Annotated in this window: 24 protein-coding genes; 10 read left to right on the forward strand and 14 right to left on the reverse strand. The window is 47.9% G+C overall.

From position 1 onward, the window contains the following. The first annotated feature begins 60 nt into the window (after positions 1 to 60). Positions 61 to 573, forward strand: a complete 513-nt coding sequence (locus K6T22_RS14985) for a PCYCGC motif-containing (lipo)protein (protein ID WP_238238049.1) — start codon at positions 61 to 63, stop codon at positions 571 to 573. Positions 574 to 631: 58 nt separating this feature from the next. On the opposite strand, the gene K6T22_RS14990 is transcribed toward K6T22_RS14985, so the two are convergent. Further along, on the reverse strand, positions 632 to 1,072 hold the full coding sequence (locus K6T22_RS14990; protein WP_238238051.1) for a hypothetical protein: 441 nt from the start codon (positions 1,070 to 1,072) through the stop codon (positions 632 to 634). 180 nt (positions 1,073 to 1,252) lie between these two features. On the opposite strand from K6T22_RS14990, the gene K6T22_RS14995 reads away from it, so the two are divergent. Next, the gene (locus K6T22_RS14995; protein WP_238238052.1) at positions 1,253 to 2,275 is read left to right on the forward strand and encodes a zinc-binding alcohol dehydrogenase family protein; all 1,023 of its coding nucleotides are present in this window, start codon (positions 1,253 to 1,255) and stop codon (positions 2,273 to 2,275) included. 214 nt (positions 2,276 to 2,489) lie between these two features. Further along, a complete protein-coding gene (locus tag K6T22_RS15000; RefSeq protein WP_238238054.1) occupies positions 2,490 to 4,934 on the forward strand; it encodes a HAMP domain-containing sensor histidine kinase in 2,445 nt (814 codons plus the stop codon). Between the two features lie 61 nt (positions 4,935 to 4,995). Here K6T22_RS15000 and wrbA read toward each other — a convergent pair whose 3' ends face one another. Further along, a complete protein-coding gene (gene wrbA / locus K6T22_RS15005; RefSeq protein WP_023469582.1) occupies positions 4,996 to 5,598 on the reverse strand; it encodes an NAD(P)H:quinone oxidoreductase in 603 nt (200 codons plus the stop codon). Positions 5,599 to 5,808: 210 nt separating this feature from the next. Continuing rightward, a complete protein-coding gene (locus K6T22_RS15010) occupies positions 5,809 to 7,956 on the reverse strand; it encodes a hypothetical protein (RefSeq protein ID WP_238238055.1) in 2,148 nt (715 codons plus the stop codon). A 155-nt stretch (positions 7,957 to 8,111) separates the two neighbouring features. On the opposite strand from K6T22_RS15010, the gene K6T22_RS15015 reads away from it, so the two are divergent. Beyond that, complete coding sequence (locus K6T22_RS15015) at positions 8,112 to 9,902, forward strand: LTA synthase family protein (protein WP_238238056.1); 1,791 nt, start codon at positions 8,112 to 8,114, stop codon at positions 9,900 to 9,902. A 112-nt stretch (positions 9,903 to 10,014) separates the two neighbouring features. On the opposite strand, the gene K6T22_RS15020 is transcribed toward K6T22_RS15015, so the two are convergent. From K6T22_RS15020 to groES, 3 genes are all read right to left on the reverse strand, one after another. Continuing rightward, a complete protein-coding gene (locus K6T22_RS15020) occupies positions 10,015 to 10,635 on the reverse strand; it encodes a LysE/ArgO family amino acid transporter (protein WP_238238057.1) in 621 nt (206 codons plus the stop codon). 139 nt (positions 10,636 to 10,774) lie between these two features. Next, positions 10,775 to 12,415, reverse strand: coding sequence for a chaperonin GroEL (gene groL, locus K6T22_RS15025; RefSeq protein WP_029342811.1), 1,641 nt, complete (start codon positions 12,413 to 12,415; stop codon positions 10,775 to 10,777). Positions 12,416 to 12,462: 47 nt separating this feature from the next. Further along, positions 12,463 to 12,747 carry a co-chaperone GroES gene (gene groES / locus K6T22_RS15030; protein WP_023469587.1) on the reverse strand — a complete coding sequence of 95 codons (285 nt, stop codon included), beginning with the start codon at positions 12,745 to 12,747 and terminating at the stop codon, positions 12,463 to 12,465. A gap of 220 nt (positions 12,748 to 12,967) precedes the next feature. Between groES and K6T22_RS15035 the strand changes: the two genes are divergently transcribed. After that, the gene (locus K6T22_RS15035; protein ID WP_133207865.1) at positions 12,968 to 13,660 is read left to right on the forward strand and encodes a CPBP family intramembrane glutamic endopeptidase; all 693 of its coding nucleotides are present in this window, start codon (positions 12,968 to 12,970) and stop codon (positions 13,658 to 13,660) included. A gap of 21 nt (positions 13,661 to 13,681) precedes the next feature. Then, positions 13,682 to 13,915 carry a DUF4305 domain-containing protein gene (locus K6T22_RS15040; protein ID WP_050678863.1) on the forward strand — a complete coding sequence of 78 codons (234 nt, stop codon included), beginning with the start codon at positions 13,682 to 13,684 and terminating at the stop codon, positions 13,913 to 13,915. A 42-nt stretch (positions 13,916 to 13,957) separates the two neighbouring features. Here the strand turns inward: K6T22_RS15040 and K6T22_RS15045 are convergent, their stop codons facing one another. The 4 genes from K6T22_RS15045 to K6T22_RS15060 all read right to left on the reverse strand — a co-directional run bounded on the left by K6T22_RS15045 (position 13,958) and on the right by K6T22_RS15060 (position 17,272). Continuing rightward, positions 13,958 to 14,254 (reverse strand): DUF2089 family protein, encoded by a 297-nt coding sequence (locus tag K6T22_RS15045; protein ID WP_023469590.1) that lies wholly within the window; start codon positions 14,252 to 14,254, stop codon positions 13,958 to 13,960. An 18-nt stretch (positions 14,255 to 14,272) separates the two neighbouring features. Continuing rightward, positions 14,273 to 14,560, reverse strand: coding sequence for a hypothetical protein (locus tag K6T22_RS15050; RefSeq protein WP_238238058.1), 288 nt, complete (start codon positions 14,558 to 14,560; stop codon positions 14,273 to 14,275). Between the two features lie 181 nt (positions 14,561 to 14,741). Continuing rightward, positions 14,742 to 16,037, reverse strand: coding sequence for a cation:dicarboxylate symporter family transporter (locus tag K6T22_RS15055; protein WP_050678866.1), 1,296 nt, complete (start codon positions 16,035 to 16,037; stop codon positions 14,742 to 14,744). A gap of 176 nt (positions 16,038 to 16,213) precedes the next feature. Beyond that, entirely contained in the window at positions 16,214 to 17,272 is a 1,059-nt protein-coding gene (locus K6T22_RS15060; protein WP_029342814.1) for an NAD(P)/FAD-dependent oxidoreductase, read from the reverse strand. A gap of 184 nt (positions 17,273 to 17,456) precedes the next feature. Here K6T22_RS15060 and K6T22_RS15065 point away from each other — a divergent pair, with 184 nt between their 5' ends. From K6T22_RS15065 to K6T22_RS15080, 4 genes are all read left to right on the forward strand, one after another. Beyond that, entirely contained in the window at positions 17,457 to 18,248 is a 792-nt protein-coding gene (locus tag K6T22_RS15065) for an ABC transporter ATP-binding protein (protein WP_023469594.1), read from the forward strand. A gap of 3 nt (positions 18,249 to 18,251) precedes the next feature. Then, on the forward strand, positions 18,252 to 19,163 hold the full coding sequence (locus K6T22_RS15070; RefSeq protein WP_029342816.1) for an iron-hydroxamate ABC transporter substrate-binding protein: 912 nt from the start codon (positions 18,252 to 18,254) through the stop codon (positions 19,161 to 19,163). A 79-nt stretch (positions 19,164 to 19,242) separates the two neighbouring features. Continuing rightward, positions 19,243 to 20,244: a FecCD family ABC transporter permease gene (locus K6T22_RS15075; RefSeq protein WP_238238059.1), complete on the forward strand. Its 1,002-nt coding sequence runs from the start codon at positions 19,243 to 19,245 to the stop codon at positions 20,242 to 20,244. Beyond that, complete coding sequence (locus K6T22_RS15080) at positions 20,241 to 21,248, forward strand: FecCD family ABC transporter permease (RefSeq protein ID WP_050678870.1); 1,008 nt, start codon at positions 20,241 to 20,243, stop codon at positions 21,246 to 21,248. The genes K6T22_RS15075 and K6T22_RS15080 overlap by 4 nt, the downstream gene beginning before the upstream one ends. Positions 21,249 to 21,302: 54 nt before the next feature. On the opposite strand, the gene K6T22_RS15085 is transcribed toward K6T22_RS15080, so the two are convergent. From K6T22_RS15085 to K6T22_RS15100, 4 genes are all read right to left on the reverse strand, one after another. Beyond that, positions 21,303 to 21,770 carry a hypothetical protein gene (locus tag K6T22_RS15085; RefSeq protein WP_238238061.1) on the reverse strand — a complete coding sequence of 156 codons (468 nt, stop codon included), beginning with the start codon at positions 21,768 to 21,770 and terminating at the stop codon, positions 21,303 to 21,305. After that, a complete protein-coding gene (locus K6T22_RS15090; protein ID WP_238238063.1) occupies positions 21,737 to 22,246 on the reverse strand; it encodes a hypothetical protein in 510 nt (169 codons plus the stop codon). Before K6T22_RS15090 ends, K6T22_RS15085 begins: the two co-directional genes overlap by 34 nt. Before the next feature lie 13 nt (positions 22,247 to 22,259). Next, complete coding sequence (locus tag K6T22_RS15095; RefSeq protein WP_238238064.1) at positions 22,260 to 22,712, reverse strand: hypothetical protein; 453 nt, start codon at positions 22,710 to 22,712, stop codon at positions 22,260 to 22,262. A 120-nt stretch (positions 22,713 to 22,832) separates the two neighbouring features. Beyond that, positions 22,833 to 22,991: a hypothetical protein gene (locus tag K6T22_RS15100; protein WP_014971497.1), complete on the reverse strand. Its 159-nt coding sequence runs from the start codon at positions 22,989 to 22,991 to the stop codon at positions 22,833 to 22,835. Between the last annotated feature and the right edge of the window lie 108 nt (positions 22,992 to 23,099).

Consider the following 23,099-nt stretch of genomic DNA (forward strand, 5'->3'; position numbering starts at 1 on the left):
ACGCCTCCCGGACACGTCTTTCCTTATAATGAAGGCAAGACGATGAAAGAGAGGCACATTATGCAAACACGACTATATCGTTACGTCTTTCCCCTCAGTATCAGCTTGCTTCTTGCCGCGTGCGGAACAGCTGATCAAACCGATGCGCCGAAAACGAAAGAAACACAACACGCAGATCACACTGATCACGCGAGTCATGGTGCTGGTGATCAACTCGAGAAGACTGCCGGACCGGATACGTTACCGACTTTCCTGAATGAGCAGGATGACTCGATTCAAACGATTTACCGCTCTGTTGCCAAACATCCGGATCTCTTGAAGAAGATGCCTTGTTACTGCGGTTGCGGTGAATCTGCTGGTCATACGAGCAACTACGATTGCTTCATCGAAGAACAAACCGCTACGTCAACGACTTGGACGACGCACGGCATTACGTGTGGTACGTGTCTTGATATCGCGGCACAGGCGATTGTTGCCTATCAAAAAGGTAGCTCCGTCAAAGAAATTCGAACTGCAATCGATCAAGCTTACGCAAAGACTGATGTCACGCCGACACCGACGCCAACACTTTAACAAACAGTCCGCCCTTTTTGCGATGAACGCAAGAAAAGGCGGACTGTTTTTTTCTATCTTATTTTGCGCGTTCTTGACTTCGAGCACGCAAGACGAACGGTCGACCCGACAATAATTCATCGAGTTGATAATACGTATGTGCTCGAATCGGTCGATCCGTTCGCGGAAGATGACGGAGTTCGTATGCCACTTCGAGTAAGTAAAATCTGTATTCATCTGCCTCATCAAAACCGAAGCTCGCGCGTCGTTCCTCGATATACGCTAGTACACGTTCTTGTTGCGAGAAGGAGAGCCGCTGGACTTGCGGTGCGAGTGCTTCGTGCACAGAGAGCACGATTTCCCGTTCCGTTCGGTACAATCGATGCATGACGCCACCGCTTTGACGTAAGGCAATCAAACGCGCGGGTCGATACGGACGTGGGTGCGGATGCGCATGGACGAGGTAACGTTCAATAGTGACTTGAGTCGGTCCTGCCGGTAAAGAGATGACGTCATACATACAAAATCGCTCCTTCTCAAAATATAATAGCTACTCTCATATGCTACCATATTTATCCACGCTTCTTCCGTTGACGACAGAAGGGGAATCCATTTTCAAAGTTTCGCAACTGGTTTTAAGACGAAGCGAGCGTGGAACAGATGAAAAGAAGCGATTCATATCTGGAAAGGATGATTGTCGATGTCGAACATGTCCGCTGTCGGTTTCCACCGACACTTACCATTAACTGAACAAGAGAGTCTAATCGATCTAGAACTGCCGCGCCCGGAAGCATCCGGACACGATTTATTGGTTGAGATCAAAGCTGTCTCCGTCAATCCGGTCGATACGAAAGTCCGTGCCCACGGGAAGGATGAAGACACCCCAAAGGTCATCGGGTATGACGCTGCGGGAGTCGTCGTTGAAGTCGGCGATGACGCTTCCCTCTTCCAAGTTGGTGATGAAGTCTATTATGCTGGTGCGATTCAGCGTCCTGGATCAAACAGTGATTTCCAACTCGTCGATGAGAGAATCGTCGCCAAAAAACCAGAACGACTGACTTTTAGCGAAGCAGCTGCTCTTCCGTTAACAACGCTGACGGCCTATGAAGCGTTGACCGATCGTCTCGGATTGACGTTTGACGCCAAGTCGAACCTCGAGAAGACGATCCTCATCATCGGAGCTGCTGGCGGTGTTGGTTCGATCGCGACGCAACTTGCGAATCACGCTGGACTGACGGTCATCGGAACGGCGTCGCGTGACGAGACGATCGACTGGGCGAAAGAACATGGTGCACATCATACAATCAATCACCACGAGGCATTCCGTCCACAACTCGAAGCACTTGGTTATCAATATGTCGACTATATTTTCTGCCTGAATGCGACAGATCAACATTTCGAGACGATGGTTGATGTGATTGCTCCGCAAGGGAAAATCTGTAGCATCGTCGAGACGGATCAAAAACTCGATTTAAGTGCGCTTCAACAAAAGAGTGCGACGTTTGTTTGGGAGTTCATGTTCACCCGTCCGCTGTTTGCGACAGAGGATATGGTTCGCCAACACGAGATTTTGACACAAGTCGCAGCATGGATTGAAGAGCATACGCTCGAGACGACGGTCACTCAGACGTTGATCGGCATGAATGCTAAAAACCTGAAGGAAGCACATCGTCTCGTCGAGAGCGGAAAAACGATTGGCAAAATCGTCGTTGAACATCATTAAATGATTCCAAGCAGGATGGGACTAAGCTCCCGTCCTGCTTTTTTTATCGTTCTTTGCTTTCTTGTGAACCTGAATCTCTTACTTTGAAGATATTTTAAGCATTATGACTATATTTATTCGTCTAAAAAATGTACGATTACGGTAACAAATATTCCAACGTAATACATCTAATTGACGCTTGACTCACATAGACAAAGGAGCATCCATAATCCATATGCGAAAATGGTTCAATCAAAAGATCAGCCGACAGATCATGTCGTCGTTTTATCTAATTCTTATCACACTATCGATTTCTTCCCTGACTGCTTATTTTTATACGAACCATCAAGTCACGGATGCTAAACAAGAGCTCGATGCAATCAGTGTACGTGAAGACCGGGCAACGAAGCTTTGGGACGATTGGCAATCTCTTCAATATGAGATGCGGGGGTACATCGTCTTTGGTGATGACGCGGTTCTTGACGTCATCGATGAAAAGAAAGCGTCACTTGAACAACAGACGGCTTGGTTCGAGAAAAATCGTCTGTACAAAGCCGATGAAGTCTATGCGTCTGATATTCGATCACTCTATAATTCTTATACGAACTTTGTCATGCCAAGCTTGATTAAGTATGTCCAGGCGAAGCAGTCAGGCACGATTGACGAGCGTTTCCTGCAAATGCCGAGCCTAAAAGCGATGATGCCAGAAGTACCACGAGATCCGAATCGAAAGTTCAAGATGAATGCCTCGAACAGCGAAACGATGCGTAAAAGCGTCAATACGATGGAGAGTACGTTCACGAACTATCGGAGTAGTCTCCGCGCGAAAGAATTCGCAGCAAAAGAACAGCTCGTCACCCAGACTAAGTATGCCGAGTGGATCTGGCTCGTCAATCTGCTTGTATTGTTCCTCGTCATCTTGCTGATTGTCCGCCCGTTCATCGAACGGACGACGCGACAAATTCACCTTCTTAGCAAGGAAAGTAAGCTCCTTGCGAGTGGCGAGCATACGTTACCACTCATCCCACTCAACCGTGCTGATGAGATCGGTGAATTGAGTAAATCGTTTCATCAGATGGCGACAGCCTTGATTGAAAACAAACACCAATTGATGTCGACGAACGTCAATCTAGAAGATGCCTTGAAACTGACGCAACGGAACGAGTCCCACTTGCGGATACGGAACCAATTGACGGAGACACTCGCATCACGTGATAGCATCAGTGCTTACCCTGCCGTCATCCAAAAGATGGTCGAAATCACGAATGCGAAGCAAGGTGCCTTGATTTTCAAAGATGGTACGAAAGTGATCGACATTGTCTTTTATCCGAACACGAACCTCACGACCGAAGACTGGATGCCGACAATCGAACCGTTATTGCGCGAGTCACGACAAGACAAACGACCGCATACGCAATTCGAGGGCGAAGTCGCACGCGCTGTCACACCGGTCCTTGATCCGAGCCAAAATGAGATCATTGCCTATATCTTCTTGTCCCGCGATCACGCTCCGTTTGATCGTTACGAACAAGAAGAACTAGCAGCCTTCGCGCGTCAACTGGCATTGTCGCTCCTACGGATGCGGACGTTTGACGAGATTGAACGCGAACGAGAGAAAACAGCGCGCCTGCTGAACTCAATTCGTGAATCGATCGTGTACATCGAACCAGATGGTGACATTCAGTTGATCAACCGACCGCTCCTCGATCTGTTTGATCATCCGATCGATGAATCAATCGATGAGAACGGACTCATGAACATCACACCGTCCGTCGTTCAACTTAAACATCGCGTGGACCAACTGCCAGAATTCGAACGTTACTTAAAAAAGACGTTCGTTCAGCGTGAAATCGGTGAAGGGATCACCTTCTCGATTGACCACGAGCGACGCTTCATCAAGACGTACTCCGAGAGCATCCACTATGGTGGACAATTCCGAGGGATATTACTCGTCCTACGTGACGTGACGAATGAAGTCGAGATCGACCGGATCAAAAACGAGCTCGTCTCGACGATTTCGCACGAGCTACGGACACCGCTCTCGTCGATCTATGGATTTACCGAGCTGATGATCCAGCGAGATTTGCCACCGAAACGTCAAAAGACGTATTTAGAAGCGGTCCACTCGGAAACAGAACGCTTATCGCTGTTGATCAATGACTTCCTCGACTTGCAACGGATGGAAGCGAACCGACAGGAATACGAGATGGCACCATTCGATATCGTCGCGATGATCCGCGATTTGAAACAGCTGCATAGCCTATCATCGTCATCACACGCGATTCAGATTTCACGGAACGTCGAACCGTTGATCGTCGAAGGGGATGCGAAGAAGATTCGCCAATTATTCAGTAACCTGATCAACAATGCGATCAAATACTCACCGGCTGGTGGAACGATCGAAATCCAGTTGACGCGACAGGAGACACGCGTCACGGTTGCGATTCAAGATGACGGCATCGGGATCCCGGCTTCCGCGATGAGTAACCTGTTCCAAAAATTCTATCGTGTCGACAATTCGGATACCCGTCAAATCGGCGGTACTGGTCTTGGACTCTCGATTTGTCGCGAAATTGCTCGTGGACACGACGGGGAAATACACGTCGAATCAATCGAAGGACAAGGCTCGACATTCACGGTCGAACTCCCGTTGACACAAACACAAACACAAAATACATGATAGATACGAAAAAGCGCCAGAATGCGAATCAGCATTCTAGCGCTTTTTGAATTAGGTAATTTTATGAGTTGAGGCGACTTGCCACTTCAACTGTCCGTTTTGCTTGATGGCGCACGGCTGGTTCGACCGATTCAACCATGTTGCCGTCTTGGTCGACAGTAACCGATGTACCATATGGATTTCCGCCCGCTGCGAACAAGACAGGATCCGAATAACCCGGTGCCGCAACGATCGCGCCCCAGTGGAACATCGTCGTATAGACCGCGAGAACAGTCGCTTCCTGACCGCCATGCGGGTTCTGTGCCGACGACATCGCACTGACGACTTTATTGACGAGTTTGCCTTGTGCCCAAAGTCCGCCTGTCGTGTCGAGGAACTGTTGGAATTGACCCGGAACATGACCGTAACGTGTCGGAACACTAAAGATGATCGCATCTGCCCAGTCGAGTAGATCCGGTGTCGCTTCTTCGATATCACGTGTGGCATCCGCATGTTTTTGCCACAATGGGTTCGAAGCGATCGCTTCTGCTGGGGCTGTCTCCTTGATTTTCGCAAGACGGACTTCTGCCCCTGCTGCTTCTCCTGCTTCTTTTGCCCATGAGGCAAGTTGATGGTTCGTTCCGGTTGCGCTGTAATAAATGACCGCTAGTTTCACGTTTGACATGACTTCGCTCCTTTTTTAAAAGACAGTGACGGACGATGAACGTACACGCTTTCTATTCCCGCTTTCCACGCAAATTAACGCCAATTGTTTGAATTCAAGAGGAAATATAGACCAATTCTTCAACCAAACGCTTGAACGAGCACCCATTTTAAAATAAAAACAGGAATCCCGTAAGACAATGCCTGCCTTGAAGGATTCCTGTCAGTTCACTTATTTAACCGTTAAACTAAAAGTCTTACTCTTACGCAACTTGATCGACTCCGCGTGTACCGTGACCCGAGTGCCTCGTTTTTGTTTTGGGAACGTCATCGTTTGTGTCTTACCGGTGGCGAGTTTCGTGTACCGCTTTTTATTGATTGTGACGACAATCGTCTTTCCTTTCGTCGCTTTGACTTTCCACGATGTACTCGTCGGACTGAGTGACGTCGTATACGATTTGAGTGTCGGATTAGCTGCCGCCACAACTTTCTGCCCGGAGACTTGAAGTTGTGTCCCTTTACGGGCAACGAGCGTCACGACTTGTCCACTCTTCAGCGGTTTTGTCTTAATCGCAAAACTCTGTGTTTTCTTCCGATCGATATACGCTGTATATTTCCCATCAATATACAGCTTTCCGTAATCGGCATCCCCATCAAGAACCCCTTCGATCGCTGTATGTTCATCCGTTAGGGGTGCGGATAGATTACTGTAAATCATCACGCTATCTTTCAGAGAGAGTGATTTCGTAGCATACTCACCACTTCGTGTAACACGATATGACGATAAGTCATTCGTATACGGAATCGTGATCTCGGTCTTTTTCGTTGCTGCAACAGATTGAATTTGTCGTTTACCTGCATAGATTTTATAGATACCGCCTTCTTCAGCACTTTCTAAGCGGTATGTGATGAATTTAAAATTATCGTTTTTCGACTGGGTAATGCGTGGCACTTCGTAACCTGCGACGGTCCGGTTCACGGATGCTTCTTGATTAAAGTCTCGTGTATTTCCGAACGTCCAACGCGTCACCTGACCGACAAGATTTTTCGTCGACACACCGATTTGAACACGTCCTGTCTCATCGGAGGCAGCACTTCCAAGTTGTTCGCCGTCTTTTCCATAGACTGTCACCGGAACATCACCTTGATTGATGTTGAAGCTATAGGATGTTGTGCCTTCCTTAATGGTCGGAATCGTTGAACCCTGTGCTTTTAAATAACGCTGGTATTGATAACGTGTCCGGTCCTCCAAGACCTTACCGGTTTCGGTCGTGTATGTCGTCCGGTACCCACTATACGGCAAGCGTCTCGGAGTCGTCGTGATCGTGAACAACTCATTTTTCAGTTCAACATTCCCAGTAAACGATAATTTACTTGGCTCAACGATACCTGTCGTTCCATCTACGCGCGTCAGCTCAACGCTCGGAGCTAGAACCGTTCCTTCAAGCAACGTCGTATCCTCCTTCGTCAAGTCATCGATTGCGATCGGTTGGCGTAAATAGGACGCAAACGATAACATTGTCGCTTGATCCTTACTCCGGTAGATGGCTTGTCCATCAGCTAACAGTTCATTCGCTAATTGCTTTGAATGGTCAACGAGTGTCGTCAATTTCCCACTCGCCGTATCGAAGTAGAATAACGATGACTCGTTTGACGAACTAGAATCGATCAGTTGAACGTACAATCCGTCTTTCGTTTCGTAAGCTCCCTGAACGTAGTATCCTCGTGAGACTTTCGGTAAGGCGATTTGTTGATTGGTGACGACTTGACGCAACGTGTCCTGTTCACCATCTAGGATCCAGTCATTGGTTAAAGGCGAGAACCGCTTCACGTCAATGGTACGGACTTTTGAGAATGTACCGTCCGGATCCACATCATACCAATCAGCACTGTCTTCTCGTTGGATCGAGAAGCGATTCGCACTAATCCATTGCACCCGATTTTGAGAAGTCACTTTTAGCGTATCTCGCTCAACGAATTGATTTCCTTCGCGGACAAGGACTGATAACTGATCAACCGAGGTATGAGCAATCACCATATCGCGGTTCAAGACACGCAGGTACTCCTCGCCTTCTGGAAGCGTCAGCAGTTCTGAAGCTCCCGTCTTCGCATCAATCAAATAGTAAGGCTTTTCGATTTCGTCTCCATAATAATCTTGGTACAAGAATAACGTTTTATCGGCTGACGTTGCCCGTAGTTCCATGTACGGTGAGACGTCTTTCGGATAAGGTGTCGTCTCTTTTGTCTCTAAATCATAAAATCCAACGATTGCTTGATCCTTCGTTTTGACATCATACGGTGCAGCATCCGCAGTTACAGTGAGCGTCATCCATGTACCGTAAATCAGCGCGGCACTTCCAATCCAATGTTTCCAGTTCATCTATGTAGAACATCCTTTCAAAAATAAGTGATTAATTCTATTTTATTCCATCTTTAGTAATTCTTCTAATGTTTTTTGAAGAAAATACTCAAGCGTTCGACACGTTTCGATTCAGGGTAAAGACTGTGTGACGACACACGTAAGGAGTACTGACCATGGCGATTCGTTACACCCTTTATCTGTTACTCGGCATGCTGAAGTTCATGCTGTTTAGTTATTTTACAAAGACCGACCTTTCGCTCCATTTAACACTAATGAACCTGGCTGGCATGCTGATCCTGTCGAGCTGGACGTTACTGATTCCGTGGAATAAACGCCGCTGGGTCTGGCTCGGTTTATTGCTAGCGCACAGTTTTCTGCTTGCTTCCGACATGTGGTACTACCGTTACTTCGAGGACTTCCTCTCTGTCTCGCTCCTTTCACAGATGACGCAGATGAGTGACGTCAGTAGCGGATTCACGGCCTTGATCGTACCGCAAGACTTCCTCTTATTCGCTGATAGTTTGATTTTCGTACTACTGCTTTTCGTCTTCCGCAAACGACCGGAAGTGACGACTACGCGAACACGCCGCCGGACGGCTGGGCTACTCGCAATCAGTGGGATCGTCTTGTCTGCCTCGCTACTCACGTACCGGACGCTAACAGAAGATCGTCAACCGACGGCAACGATCTCCGATATGCGTGACTACTACCTGTTCGGCTTTTGGGGTTATCACGGGTGGGACGCGTTCAAAGGTGTGACCGGACGACCGAGCGACGGACTAACGGCACGGGAACAACAGCGCATCAATCAAAAGGAGCAGACGAATCCGACTGGTCCGAAGCAGACGCCGAATATCATTTTGGTGCAGCTCGAGTCGTTTCAGGCTTCTGTCATCGACCAGACCATCAATGGCGAGGAAGTGACACCGAACCTGAATCAGTTGAAGAAGGAATCACTCTACTTCTCGTCGCTCTATCATCAGACGCATGAAGGGCGGACTTCGGACGCTGAGTTCATCACGAATACTTCGCTTTATCCGTTGAAATCGGGTTCCGTCTATACGCAATATCCAACGAATGAATTCGAGCCACTTCCTGCATTACTTGAGAAAAATGGATACGATACGGCAGCGATGCATGCCTACGAAAAAGGTTTCTGGAATCGTGACGATGTCTACAAGAACATCGGTTTTAAACACTTCTTCAGCCAAAAGGATTATTCAAAAGAGAAAAAAATCGGGATGGCGCTGAACGATCAGCAGTTCTTCCTCGAATCGATTGATCACATGGAGACGCTAAAAGAACCGTTCTTCTCGTTTTTAGTCGCGCTGACGAGTCATACCCCGTATGAGATCGACAAGGAAGATCAGACGCTTGATCTGTCCGGTTATGAGGATCCGATGTTGAAGCGGTATTACCAGACTGTCCATTACGTCGATACGGGTGTCGGAAAGATGATCGACGAGTTGAAGCAACGAGACCTCTGGGATCAGTCCCTCGTCATCTTTTATGGCGATCACGATAGTGGACTCGTCAATGAAGGCAGTGAGATGCGCAAAAAAGCGGATGTCTCGTCTCCAGTAGCAGCTTTCGAGCTCGAGCGACGCATCCCACTCTTCATCAAAAAACCCGACCAACAAACCGGTCGGGTCATGAAAGAGAATGGCGGACAAATCGATATCGCACCAACGATTGTTGATTTATTAAATGTAAAGACGTCCTATATGATGGGGCAATCCCTCATCGACGACAAACCGAATCTGACAGGTTTCCGTGATGGTTCGTTCCGCTACAAGAACTATTACTATGAAGCGGATTTGACGAAAGCATCAGGCGAAGGCACTTGTTATGATGTACAGACTGAGAAAAAAGTCGAGATGAAGTTCTGTCGCAATCAAGTGAAGGATGTGAGTGAACAGTTAAAACTGTCTGATAAGATTATTGAGGAGAATGAGCTGAGATAATCAAATCGTGTCTAATTTTTCTAAAAAACCAACAAGCGTGACTTTCTTTAAATCTAGTGGAGAGTCAGGCTTGTTGGTCTATTTGTGTTTCACTATTAATCTTTAAGTCTTTTTAAATTGCTTCCAGCGCAAACTGAATCAATTGATACGATAGCCAGAACATCAAACATCCTATTCCAAAATCTAATATTTTCCACGCTTTTGGTTTTTTAAACACAGGAATTAACCATCTCGCCCCGTATCCTAAACCAAAAAACCAGACAAATGAGGCAATCAAGGCTCCAATCAAGAAATAGACTTTTTGATCAAATGTCAAAGTTCCAGCTATACCGCCGATGATGACGACCGTATCTAAGTACACATGTGGATTTAAAAGTGTAATCGCTAATGTGAGTAAAATTGTTTTGGGAATGCTCGTGAATTTAGGAGCTGTTGAGACATCCATTGTATGTGATGACGAAAATGCACTACGAAAAGATTTGAATCCGTACAGGAGTAGAAATAGTCCTCCAACACTCGCAAGACCAACATTTGCAAACATATTATTCTTGATTACGGTACCAATCCCAAGTACGCCCATGCACATCAATAACACATCGCATAAAAAACAAACTAGCACTACCCAGAAAATATTATTCCTTAATAAACCCTGTTTAAGGACAAAAGCGTTTTGAGCACCGATTGCGACGATTAGTGTACCCGATGTTACTATACCTTTTAAAATTTCATTCACTTGATTGCCGACCTCTCTTCTTAATCTTAAATGTGATGAATGCGCTGTATGTACTTCTTCCAAATATTAAGTATACTATCGCAAATAAAAAAGTACCGAACCCTATTTACTAGGATTCGGTACTTAAAGACGAAATACTTTACATCATTCCGCCCATTCCACCCATGCCGCCCATATCAGGCATTGCAGGAGCAGATCCAGCTGGTTCTGGTTTATCGGCGATGACTGCTTCTGTTGTTAAGAACATCGCTGAAACGGACGCCGCGTTTTGAAGTGCTGAACGCGTTACTTTCGCTGGGTCAACGATTCCTGTCTCGATCATGTCGACATACTCATCTGTTGCCGCATTGTAGCCCATTCCTGGTGCTTCGTGCTTGAGACGTTCAACGATGACTGAGCCTTCTTGACCTGCGTTTTCCGCGATTTGACGAAGTGGTGCTTCAAGTGCACGAAGCACGATATTGACACCTGTTGCTTCGTCACCTGTTGAAACCGACAGAATCGATTCGACGGCTTTCGTGACGTGAATGAGGGCTGTTCCCCCACCTGCGACGATGCCTTCTTCGACCGCTGCACGTGTCGCGTTGAGTGCATCTTCGATCCGGAGCTTACGTTCTTTGAGCTCTGTTTCAGTTGCTGCCCCGACTTTAACGACGGCTACGCCACCTGCGAGTTTCGCAAGACGCTCTTGTAATTTCTCGCGATCGAAATCACTTGTCGTCTCTTCGATTTGCGCACGGATCGTACCGACGCGTGCTTCGATCGAATCGCCGTGTCCATGTCCTTCGACGATCGTCGTGTTGTCTTTTGAGACGACGACTTTCGAGGCGCGACCGAGTTGCGTGATTTGTGTTTCTTTCAGATCAAGACCGAGGTCTTCCGTGATCAACTCTGCGCCTGTGACGATCGAGATGTCCTCAAGCATCGCTTTACGACGATCACCAAAGCCTGGTGCTTTGACCGCTACCGCGTTGAATGTACCACGGAGTTTGTTGACGACGAGTGTTGCGAGTGCCTCGCCTTCCACGTCTTCTGCGATAATCAAGAGTGGTTTGTTTTGTTGAACGACTTGCTCGAGGACTGGAAGAATCTCTTGGATGTTCGAGATCTTTTTGTCCGTGACGAGGATGTACGGGTTCTCAAGGACCGCTTCCATCTTATCTGAATCCGTGATCATGTATGGTGACGCGTAACCACGGTCGAACTGCATCCCTTCGACGACGTCGAGTTCTGTCGTGAAGCCACGTGATTCTTCGATCGTGATGACACCATCTTGACCGACACGTTCCATCGCTTCTGCGATCAATTGACCGACTTCTTCGTCCGCTGCTGAGATGGCTGCGACTTGTGCGATCGCTTCTTTACCTTCAATCGGTTTAGCGATCGTGTGCAACTCTTCGACAGCACGACGGACCGCTTTTTCGATTCCTTTACGGATGACCATCGGGTTTGCGCCCGCTGTGACGTTTTTGAGACCTTCGCGAATCATCGCTTGTGCGAGGACTGTCGCTGTTGTCGTACCATCCCCTGCGATCTCGTTCGTTTTTGAGGCAACTTCTGCAACGAGTTTTGCACCCATGTTCTCGAAGTGATCTTCAAGTTCGATTTCTTTCGCGATCGTCACACCATCATTCGTGATGAGTGGTGAACCGAACTTCCGCTCGAGGACGACGTTGCGTCCTTTTGGTCCGATCGTGACTTTGACTGCATCCGCTAATGCGTCGACCCCGCGGAGCATTGCCCGACGTGCTTCTTCACTGAATAAAATCTCTTTTGCCATGACAGAAATCCCCCTTATAGATGATTGACTATAGATGATTGACTGAATTACTCGGCTACTGCCAAAATATCGCTTTCGCGTAAAATTAAGTATTCATTGCCGTCGACTTTGACTTCCGAACCGGCATATTGTGCATAGATGACGTGATCTCCGACACTCACTTCAAGTGGTACACGTACGCCTTGCTCTGTCACACGGCCTGTACCGACAGCGACGACTTTACCCTCTTGTGGTTTTTCTTTCGCTGACCCAGGAAGAACGATTCCTCCGAGTGTTGTTTCTTCTTTTTTAACGACTTCGATCACGATGCGATCACCAAGTGGTTTTAACATGCGAAACATCCTCCTTGAAAATGACTGTTTTTTAGCACTCACTTTCGTTGAGTGCTAACATATTTTTATCTTATACGCTTTCTCTCCTGAATTCAAGCCTGAACCTTTATCCGTTTTCCCGAAATCGACACCTTTGAATCATCGTCAATCGTGCGCCCGGACCGTTTGTTTGTTACAATCGGGACAGTACCTTCATTACAAAGGAGTTGTGTCCTGTACGATGAAAAATCCAATCAGTCTGCCTTTCGTGATGGCGGAGAAGTGGCAAAAGCGTCACGTCATCCCGATCATCATCTATCTGATCGTCCAATTGGTTCCGGGTTCGTTCCAGTATTTCCTTCCGAAGAACGTCATTGCTGACGTCGCCGGTTGGTGGCTTGCGATCGGCTTTACGGTTGCTGTCATCGTCTCCTACTACTGCCTACGTCCCGATTGGCAGAAGTGGAAGGCAGAAGGACGTCAAACCGATCCGATGGATACGTTGAAATGGATCGGGATCGGGATCGTGCTCCTCTATGCGCTCTTGATCGGCGTCAACTTGATCGATGCCTGGATGGCAGGCGGGATCGAGAATGTCGCGAAATCGCAAAATACGGATCAAATCATCCAAGCAATCCAAGTCATCCCACTCTTGCAAGTCATGGTCGTCTTGCTTGGACCAATCATGGAAGAGTTCTTGTTTCGGCATATCATGTTCGGCAATCTCTCCTCGAAGCTCGGTTTCTTCTTCAGCTTCATCCTAACGGGTGCCTTGTTCGGACTGATCCACCTAGACAACAAATTTTTGATCTATGTCGCGATGAGCTTCGTCTTCTCGCTCGTCTTCGTCAAGACGCGCCGGATCATCGCTCCAATCGCCATCCATGTCTTTAACAACGGAATCGTCGTACTCGCCATTTACGCGATGTCTTAATTTACGAAAGGTCGTGTTTTCATGCGTCAAAGCTCGAACTTCATGGCAGTATTCTATGCCATCTTCGGTGTTCTCTTCATGTTTCTCGCCTACAACAACTCAGTCGAGGCCGGAACGGTCTTCAACTTCTGGACGATCCTCCTGACGTTGTTTGCCGCAATCGACTTCTACCGTCTTTACTTGATCTTCCGCTTCCGCGCAGCAGCAAAGAAGATGATCAAGAAGGAACAAGACAAAAAGAACGATAAGCAATAAAAAAAACGAGGTTTCCGTCATGCGGAAATCTCGTTTTTTGGTTTATTCCTTCGCTTGTCCTTTGCGGTAGGAATCGATGATCGTTTTCGCCACATCGAGACTTAACCGCTCATCGAGGACTAAGTTCTTGATCATATTAACGAATTCGACATCTTCCTGTTGCACTGAATCAATCCGCTCGATCAATTGGTTCAACTTCGCCCGGACGGTCGGATAGGATACTTGGTAAGCCGTTGCCATATCCTTCAACGAACCAGAGCTCAAGACGAACTTCCGGATGAACTCGAGATGCTCCTGTTCAAGTGCCAGTACCCAAGCGGGCACGTCTTGTCGTTCCATCGTGTTCCCTCACTTCTCTTACAAATCTTGAATCTCCATCCGCTCTTTCTCTCGCTTCAATTGTTTACGGCGCGAATCGACGCCCATTTCAGCCATTGAGATCATCATAGACAATCCAACACATGTACCGATTCGGATCAATGATTCACGATCCGACGTATGTGGTCCTGTTCCGTAATACCAGTAAATTCCGAGACCGATGATGATGGCTGGAATGATGAGACTCCAGACTCTTCCTCGCCTTGCTAAGTAAAATTGTACGATACAGACTGTGACAATACCAATGACGATTCCTACCGTTTCCATCCTATCGCCTCTCCCCTATGATTATATCAATAATATTAACTTTAAAATCAATAATATTCAACTTTATTTTAAATATAATCAAAAATAAGAGCTTTTCTTTAAAAACAGTCTGCTTTAATCTATTTTCAGGCACGAAAAAAAGAAGGACTGACGATTCAGTCCTTCCTTGTGTTTACGACGATCACGCACTGCGGACGTCGTCCTTTTTACCTTCTGTCGACATGAACGTCTCGAGTTGGTCTTCGTCTAGGACACCTTCCCACTTCGCGATGACGAGTGAAGCCAGCGTGTTTCCTGTCACGTTGACAACCGAGCGCATCATATCCATGATTCGGTCAATCCCCGCGATGAAGGCAAGTCCTTCTGCCGGGATGCCGACCGTACCGAGTGTTGCGAGTAACACAACGAAGGAGACGCCAGGAACGGCAGCCATCCCTTTTGATGTCAACATCAAGACGAAGACAAGCGTTAATTGTGTTCCGATCGATAGATCAATCCCGTACATCTGCGCGATGAACAAGGCAGCAAGTGCTTGATAAAGCGCTGAACCATCAAGGTTGAATGAATAACCCGTCGGTACGACGAAGCTGACGATTGATTTCGGAACGCCCATCCGTTCGAGTTTTTCCATGACGCGCGGCAGTACCGTCTCAGACGATGCCGTTGAATACGTCAACAATAACTCGTCTTTGAAGATGCGTGTGAAATCAGATACCCGAATGCCAACCCACTTCATGATCGCACCGAAAACGATCACCATGAAAAGAAGTGCTGTGACGTATAGCGTCGCAATCAATTTAAACAATGAACCAAGCGATTCAATCCCAAACGTCGAGACCGTGACACCGATCAAGGCGAAAACACCAATCGGCGCGAATTTCATGACGATATTGACGAGGTTGAACATCGCTGCTGCGACGCCTTCAAAGAAGCGAACGACCGGTTGACCCTTCTCCCCTGCAAAACCGACACCGAGTCCGAATAAGACTGAGAAGAAAATAATAGCGAGCATATCACCGCGGACCATCGCGTCCAAGATATTCGTTGGAACGATGTTGACGATCTTGTCGACGAGTCCTGCGTCCTGCGTCGTCTCTTCTGTCTCGACATATGTCGAAATATCCGTCTTATCGAGTGTCGACATGTTGATACCGGCACCCGGTTCAACAAGATTGGCTGCGAACAGCCCCGTGAAGATTGCGATCATCGTTACGATTGTGAAGTAACCGAGCGTCTTGACGCCGAGGCGTCCGAGACTTTTCGGACTACCGACTGATGAGACACCGAGGACGATCGTCGTGAAGACGATCGGAACAACGATCATTTTCATCATCCGGATAAAGATGTCACCGATTGGCTTGAGCCACTCCGCGACATGGGGATTCCCATAAAATACACCACCGACTGTGATCCCAAGAATCAAGCCGATTAAAATTTGCCAGGCAAGGCCAATTGGCTTACGTTTCGTAGTTGTCATACGCTTCCTCCTTATACATCCGTCTTACTTGTATCCTACATGTAGTGGAACATAAGAATTTTGTCCTAAATACAGTCCGTTGTCAAATCGTTCTGTTATAGTACAAAACTGAAATTCATACAAAAAAACGTCCAAACTCCGCTTGTTTCCAAGCGTTTTGGACGTTTGAACATTATTCAAGATTGTTGATTGACGCGTTCCTCAATCAACGCCCGATTGCGTTTTTTGAAGACTTCATTGTGTGACGAGACCATCGCCACTTTTGGTGCTTCCGGTTCAATAAACCGTTTCGCCCGGTTAACGGCGTTTGCCGCATCTTGGAAGGCACCTGAGATCAAGTGGACCTTCCCGTCGTGTGACAGGATATCTCCGGCAGCATATAGCCCCGGTACACTCGATTCACTCGCCGCATTTCCCGCAATGTAGAAGTCATCGACACGTGCGATATCGAGATCACAGGCGTCAAGAAGTGCCGCATCCTGTTCGTAGCCATGATTGATGATGACTTCATCAATCGGAATCTCGACAATCTCATCCGTTTGACAGTCGATCAATTCGACCGACGCAATCCGCTGGTGATCGGGGCTTGCGATCAGTTTATGAATCGTTGTATTTAAGAGACAAACAGCTGAGCTTTTGACGAGTTGATCGACCTGCGCCTCGTGCCCTGAAAAACAATCCCGGCGATACGTGACGTAGACTTTTTTTGCGACCGGTTCGAGCTCGTTTGCCCAATCAATCGCCGAGTTCCCACCACCTGAGACGATGACGGTCTTTCCTTTAAAGCGTTCAATCGATTTGACGGTATAGTTCAAGTTCGAGACTTCGAAGCGTTCCGCACCTTCGACTTTTAATTTTTGTGGATTGAGGATGCCGCCGCCAACTGCGACAATGACCGTCTTCGAATAATGGATCCGCCCCGATTCTGCTTCTAAGACGAAATTGCCGAAGACGTCTTTTGCAATCGAGATGATCTTTTCATTCAATTGAACAGTCGGTTGAAACGTCAATCCTTGTTCGACGAGTTGAGCCATGAGTTTTTCACCGGTGATCGGTGGTTGTCCACCGACGTCCCAGATCATCTTTTCCGGATAGACGTGCAGTTTTCCTCCGAGTTCTGCTTGATACTCGATCAATTTCGTCTTCATGCCCCGAAGACCACTATAGAACGTCGAATATAACCCTGCTGGTCCTCCACCGATGATCGTTACGTCGAACAACTCTTGCTCCCTCATCTCACTCACTCCTCATCCTCGATTGTTATTGATTATCATTCTCACTCTCTCATGATAACGTGAACATCTCTTGAACACAAGAAAAAATGTTGACAGCGTTTTTATGAGACTGGTATGGTTAATGAGACGATAGTGATAATCATTATCATTGAAAACGGAGAGAACAACGAAGGAGTCGTCGCTCATGGTACGTCTAGCAACAGAAGAAATCAATATCGGCTACGGTGATCGTCCCATCGTCAAGGACTTGTCCGTCCAAATTCCTGATCGGCAAATCACGACGATCATCGGAGCAAATGGATGTGGCAAATCAACTTTATTGAAAGCGATGACACGGATCATTCCCCACCAATCGGGACGTGCGTTGCTTGATGGTCTCGATATCGCGAAGGAAAGCACGAAGCTACTTGCTCGGAAAATGGCTATTCTGCCACAGACTCCAGAGAGTGCAAGTGGTCTGACGGTCGCAGAGCTTGTCTCATACGGTCGTTTCCCTTATCAAAAAGGATTCGGACGCTTAACGAAACACGATTACGAGATCATCGATTGGGCACTCGAAGCAACGGATACGATGGCGTTCAAACATCGTCCAGTCGATGCGCTATCGGGTGGTCAGCGTCAACGCGTCTGGATCGCGATGGCACTTGCCCAAGAGACGGACATCATCTTCCTCGATGAACCGACGACTTATCTTGATCTCGCCCACCAACTTGAGGTGCTCGAGCTACTTGAGCATCTCAACCGGACCGAAGGACGGACGATCGTCATGGTCCTGCATGACTTGAATCAAGCGGCACGCTTCGCCGACTACATCATCGCCATGAAAAACGGCGAAGTCGTCAAAGCTGGGACGTGTGAGGAAGTCATCGCAAAAGACGTTTTACAAGAAGTATTCCATATCGATGCTGAAATCGGACGCGATCCGCGTACGAACAAGCCGATGTGTATCACTTACAACTTAATCAAGGGAGATTGAATCATGAAGAAACTACTTTTACCGGTTTTACTCATTCTCACGCTCGTCATTGCAGCGTGTGGCAATACAGAGAAGAAGGACGATGCAGCATCTGGTTCGAAAAATGAGACGATCACGTACAAATCAGAGAATGGTGACGTCAAAGTTCCCGCTAATCCAAAACGTGTCGTTGTCCTCGCTGGTTTCGCTGGTAACGTCATGGCACTCGACGTACCTGTCGTGGGTGTCGATTCGTGGTCAAAAGCGAATCCGAAGTTCGATAAGCTCAAAGACGTAACGGAAGTTTCGGAAGAGAACGTTGAAAAAATCATCGAACTCGAGCCAGACTTGATCATCGGCTACTCAACAACGAAAAACCTTGATAAAATCAAAAAGATTGCTCCGACGGTCACGTACACATACGGAAAAGTCGACTACTTGACGCAACATATCGAAATCGGTAAATTGCTCAACAAAGAACAAGAAGCACGCGACTGGGTCAAAGACTTCAAAACACGCGCTGCTGCTGCCGGTAAAGATATCAAAGCAAAAATCGGTGAAGATGCAACCGTGTCTGTCATCGAAAGCTTCGATAAACAACTCTACGTCTTCGGCGATAACTGGGGTCGTGGAACAGAGATTCTCTATCAGGAAATGAAATTGAAAATGCCGGATAAAGTCACGAAGATGGCATTAAAAGACGGATACTACGCGTTGTCACCGGAAGTCCTTCCTGAATACGCAGGCGACTACCTCGTCTTCAGTAAGAGTGCAGAAGCAGACAACTCATTTACGAAAACGGATACGTTCAAAAACATTCCAGCCGTCAAAAACGATCGTGTCTTTGAAGTCGACTCGAAGGAGTTCTACTTCAACGACCCTCTCACACTCGAACGTCAACTCGAGTTCTTCAAGAAAAGTTTCCTTGGCGCATAATGAATAAGGGAGGGAACCTGCGGGATCCCTCCTTTTTTTTTGCGGCTCACTCCCTGAATCAGAAATGGAGGCGACATTCATGTCAGCTGGTCGAATTCCGTTCGGCATTAAAATCACACTCGGTCTCGTCCTCTTTTTCGGGATGTTCTGGATCGCGATGACGTTCGGCGCTGCCGATACGACGATACGTGAAGTTTGGAACGCCTTGACGTTCGGACCATTAAATGAAAAAGCAAAAATCGTTCAAGAAATTCGCTTACCTCGCGAACTAGCAGCGATCCTCGTCGGGGCAGCACTCGGTGTTTCTGGTGCAATCATGCAGGCGATGACTCGTAATCCACTTGCCGATCCCGGTCTGCTTGGTCTGACGGCAGGTGCGAACGCGGCACTTGCGCTCGTCATCGTCCTGTTCCCGAAGATTGACTACTTCGGTATCATGCTTGCGTGTTTCGTCGGAGCAGCACTTGGAGCAGGACTTGTCTTCGGAATCGGGGCTTCAAAAAAAGGTGGTTTCTCACCGCTCCGGATCGTCCTTGCTGGTTCTGCGATCTCCGCTTTTCTTTACGCGATTGCGGAAGGAATCGGGATCTATTTCAAAATTGCCCAAGATGTCTCCCAATGGACGTCCGGTGGGCTTGTCGGTTCAACTTGGGGGCAACTCCAAGTCATCGCACCGGTTATTGCGATCGGAATCGTGATTGCCTTTATTTTCTCTCGGCAATTAACGATTCTTAGTTTATCGGAAGAAGTCGCGCTCGGACTCGGACAGAACATCCAGCGCATCAAGGCGGTACTTTACGTCGTCGTCATCCTGCTTGCGGGTGCTGCCGTAGCACTCGTCGGCAACATGGCATTCATCGGACTGATGATTCCGCATATCGTCCGCGCGATCGTCGGGACGGACTATCGGTTCATCCTGCCAATGACCGCAATCTTCGGTGCAACATTCATGTTGCTTGCTGATACGATTGGACGAACATTATATGCACCTTATGAGACACCGGTCATCGCGATCGTCTCGATGCTCGGGCTACCGTTCTTCCTCTTGATCGTTCGGAAAGGAGGGCGTGCTTTCTCATGATGGAATCTCGCTTACGTCGTCGCCAGCAACTGACGTTTTGGACGTTACTGGCACTATTGATCGCAACACTCATCGTCAGCATCGGTCTTGGGCCTGCCTCCTTATCGTATGATCGTTTACTGCCGACGTTACTTGGAAACGGTTCGTTCAAAGAAGAGTTCGTCCTCTATTCGCTCCGTTTACCGCGACTGCTCATCACCGTCATGGCAGGAATGGCGCTCGCCTTATCGGGTGCGATTCTCCAAGGAATCACTCGCAATGAACTGGCTGACCCGGGTATCATCGGCATCAACACAGGAGCTGGCGTCGCCGTTGCCTTGTTCTTCCTGTACTTCCCGACCGATGTCGGATCATTCATTTATCTGTTGCCGATTGCTGCCTTCTTCGGTGCACTCGTGACTGCGACGGCAATCTACCTGTTCTCGTACGACCGCGTGCAAGGACTCCAACCGATCCGCTTAATCTTGACCGGCGTCGGCTTCTCTATGGCGTTATCCGGAATCATGGTCATCCTGATTTCATCGACGCGTCGGGAGAAGGTCGACTTCATCGCCAAGTGGCTTGCCGGTAACATCTGGGGCACGGACTGGATCTTCGTCTATTCGCTCTTGCCTTGGTTACTCGTCTTGATTCCGCTGACATTCTACAAAGCGAATAAGCTCAATCTGCTTGCCTTGAATGAACCGGTCGCAATCGGTGTCGGCGTTGCGATTGAAAAAGAACGAATCCAGCTCTTGTTGACTGCCGTTGCGCTCGCCGCTGCTGCCGTTTCCGTCACGGGTGGTATCTCCTTCATCGGTCTGATGGCACCACATATCGCCCGCGCCCTCGTCGGACCACGGCATCAGTTCTTCCTGCCGATCGCCCTCTTGCTCGGCGGCTGGTTGCTTGCGTTCGCTGATACGATTGGACGCAACATCGCGGGACCAGATGGCGTACCGGCTGGGATCGTCGTCGCCTTGATCGGCGCACCTTATTTTATCTATCTCTTGTTGAAGAAATAATCAAAAATCCGCATCAAACAGCTTTTTTTCGCTGATTGATGCGGATTTTTTGCTTTAACGTTTCCACCACGCACGTTCGATTTCACCCATCGTTACGTACGCCGGATCGATTTGTTTGGCTAATCGGTTCAGTCGAGTGACGCCAAGACCGACTCCGCCGCTCCAGATAAGTAGGAGAACGAATAGATAACCGGGAGCATTTGGAATCGACAGCATAACGAAGGCAATCAGCCATGCCACAACATAACCGATGATCGTCAGGTGAGCGACCTTCTGAACAGTCTGTTGATAGATACCTTGCGTTAAATAGGACTTCATGAGTCGTAGCCGAACGATTTCACGAACGACTCCAATCCCGCAAAGACAGAAAAACAAGATTTGCCCAAAGACGGATTCCACCACTGGTAAAAACCAAGCAAGTATTGCGACAATCAATCCAGGAATCAAAAAGAAATAGGTGACGACACGCACCGGTCGTTTCATTAAATTCAGACGTGCTTGTCGCTCGAATAGGTGTTCCATTTTGAAGTTCCTTTCTGTTTGACGAAGCGGACTACTTCTCCGTCACTGATATAATCTGGATCACGCGCCCCGTCACGTCGGATAATCCATTCGCTGATGAAATAGAGCGGAGTTAAGATGACGAAGATCGCTACAAGCATCTTCCAGAACGGTCCCTCGATCGTCTGGATGATGACGATCGTTAACACGGCATACAGCAGGACGTGGCTACCGACACGAAGTAAAAATTGCCGACGGACCTGTGCTTTTGAGAGATAGCCATCTAAAATTTTTCTCTTTTTTAACTGATAACGAAAATCGGAACCGAGAAAAACAGCTGGAATCGTCAAAATCAACATGGGGATATCCGTCCACTCAATCAAGATACCGACTGTTATGAAAAGGAACACGTTCCAGTACCAACGCGTGCCGAGCCACTCGACGTCCCGGTACGCGAGCGCAAGTTGTTGTAGACGTTCTTCACGAGCCGTTTGCATGACATCGTCTCCTTTAGCGGGCTTTGTGGATTTCTTGTTCCGTGATGTACGTAGGGTCGATCTTTCGTGAGACGGACTCTAGCGTTTTTCGACAAATCCAGTAGAACGGGATGACGACGATGACGAGCCCGATCAAGAAGGAGATGCTCGGACGATTGACTGTCCAGACGATCAAACCGGCAAGCGCTCCGTATTGTAAGATGCCGATCAGGACGTGCACCTGGTAGAGACGTTTTGCTGAATCCTTTGATGTATACTCCGCGACAAGCGCAAACCGCTTCCGTTGTACGAGCATGTCATAGCCAAAATACAATAATGGAACGATCATGGCGTAGACTGGTTTCTCGAGTGTGTTACTCAGTGCTAAAAATGCCGCAAGCAAGACCCACATGCCGGTCTTTGTCTTTTGGTGCATCTCTTCGTAAAGCGTCGCTAATGCTTCCGTTTGTGTATGTACGTGTTCCATGATCTCCCACCTTCCTATACTGTCATATACTTACATTTTACTGGATCGGTTTCATCTGTAGTACGATTTTTCGAAAAAAAGATGTCTTGCCGCTTCGGACAAGACATCTTTCATTAGAGACTACGCACTGACCTGGATGATGAGATAGATGACGCTATAGGCAACGATTGCGAGTGGTATCATCGCGACACCGATTAACCAGCCGTTCTTGTCACGGATACCGAGATATAAGACGAGACACCCTACGATGAAGGCGATTAAGGTCGTAAACGGATTCATGGTTGTTCCCCCTCTGACTTGTTTCTGTTCTTAAAATTCCCCCTCCGCTCGTCTGATAAACCCGTCAAAGCGCTTCGTGATACAAAAGAAAAGCCAGACGGATCTCCG

This window comes from Exiguobacterium acetylicum (assembly GCF_022170825.1).
GTDB lineage: Bacteria > Bacillota > Bacilli > Exiguobacteriales > Exiguobacteriaceae > Exiguobacterium_A > Exiguobacterium_A acetylicum_B.

Bases quoted from the DNA above. Each gene is read 5' to 3' on its own strand.
- groL (WP_029342811.1), bottom strand. From the start codon at position 12,415: ATGGCAAAAGAGATTTTATTCAGTGAAGAAGCACGTCGGGCAATGCTC.
- K6T22_RS15070 (WP_029342816.1), top strand. From the start codon at position 18,252: ATGAAGAAACTACTTTTACCGGTTTTACTCATTCTCACGCTCGTCATT.
- K6T22_RS14990 (WP_238238051.1), bottom strand. From the start codon at position 1,072: ATGTATGACGTCATCTCTTTACCGGCAGGACCGACTCAAGTCACTATT.
- K6T22_RS15010 (WP_238238055.1), bottom strand. From the start codon at position 7,956: ATGAACTGGAAACATTGGATTGGAAGTGCCGCGCTGATTTACGGTACA.
- wrbA (WP_023469582.1), bottom strand. From the start codon at position 5,598: ATGTCAAACGTGAAACTAGCGGTCATTTATTACAGCGCAACCGGAACG.
- K6T22_RS15015 (WP_238238056.1), top strand. From the start codon at position 8,112: ATGGCGATTCGTTACACCCTTTATCTGTTACTCGGCATGCTGAAGTTC.
- K6T22_RS15100 (WP_014971497.1), bottom strand. From the start codon at position 22,991: ATGAATCCGTTTACGACCTTAATCGCCTTCATCGTAGGGTGTCTCGTC.
- K6T22_RS15055 (WP_050678866.1), bottom strand. From the start codon at position 16,037: ATGACAACTACGAAACGTAAGCCAATTGGCCTTGCCTGGCAAATTTTA.
- K6T22_RS15085 (WP_238238061.1), bottom strand. From the start codon at position 21,770: ATGGAACACCTATTCGAGCGACAAGCACGTCTGAATTTAATGAAACGA.
- K6T22_RS14995 (WP_238238052.1), top strand. From the start codon at position 1,253: ATGTCGAACATGTCCGCTGTCGGTTTCCACCGACACTTACCATTAACT.
- K6T22_RS15035 (WP_133207865.1), top strand. From the start codon at position 12,968: ATGAAAAATCCAATCAGTCTGCCTTTCGTGATGGCGGAGAAGTGGCAA.
- K6T22_RS14985 (WP_238238049.1), top strand. From the start codon at position 61: ATGCAAACACGACTATATCGTTACGTCTTTCCCCTCAGTATCAGCTTG.
- K6T22_RS15090 (WP_238238063.1), bottom strand. From the start codon at position 22,246: ATGCAAACGGCTCGTGAAGAACGTCTACAACAACTTGCGCTCGCGTAC.
- K6T22_RS15095 (WP_238238064.1), bottom strand. From the start codon at position 22,712: ATGGAACACGTACATACACAAACGGAAGCATTAGCGACGCTTTACGAA.
- K6T22_RS15065 (WP_023469594.1), top strand. From the start codon at position 17,457: ATGGTACGTCTAGCAACAGAAGAAATCAATATCGGCTACGGTGATCGT.
- K6T22_RS15040 (WP_050678863.1), top strand. From the start codon at position 13,682: ATGCGTCAAAGCTCGAACTTCATGGCAGTATTCTATGCCATCTTCGGT.
- K6T22_RS15050 (WP_238238058.1), bottom strand. From the start codon at position 14,560: ATGGAAACGGTAGGAATCGTCATTGGTATTGTCACAGTCTGTATCGTA.
- K6T22_RS15045 (WP_023469590.1), bottom strand. From the start codon at position 14,254: ATGGAACGACAAGACGTGCCCGCTTGGGTACTGGCACTTGAACAGGAG.
- K6T22_RS15075 (WP_238238059.1), top strand. From the start codon at position 19,243: ATGTCAGCTGGTCGAATTCCGTTCGGCATTAAAATCACACTCGGTCTC.
- K6T22_RS15060 (WP_029342814.1), bottom strand. From the start codon at position 17,272: ATGAGGGAGCAAGAGTTGTTCGACGTAACGATCATCGGTGGAGGACCA.
- K6T22_RS15000 (WP_238238054.1), top strand. From the start codon at position 2,490: ATGCGAAAATGGTTCAATCAAAAGATCAGCCGACAGATCATGTCGTCG.
- K6T22_RS15080 (WP_050678870.1), top strand. From the start codon at position 20,241: ATGATGGAATCTCGCTTACGTCGTCGCCAGCAACTGACGTTTTGGACG.
- groES (WP_023469587.1), bottom strand. From the start codon at position 12,747: ATGTTAAAACCACTTGGTGATCGCATCGTGATCGAAGTCGTTAAAAAA.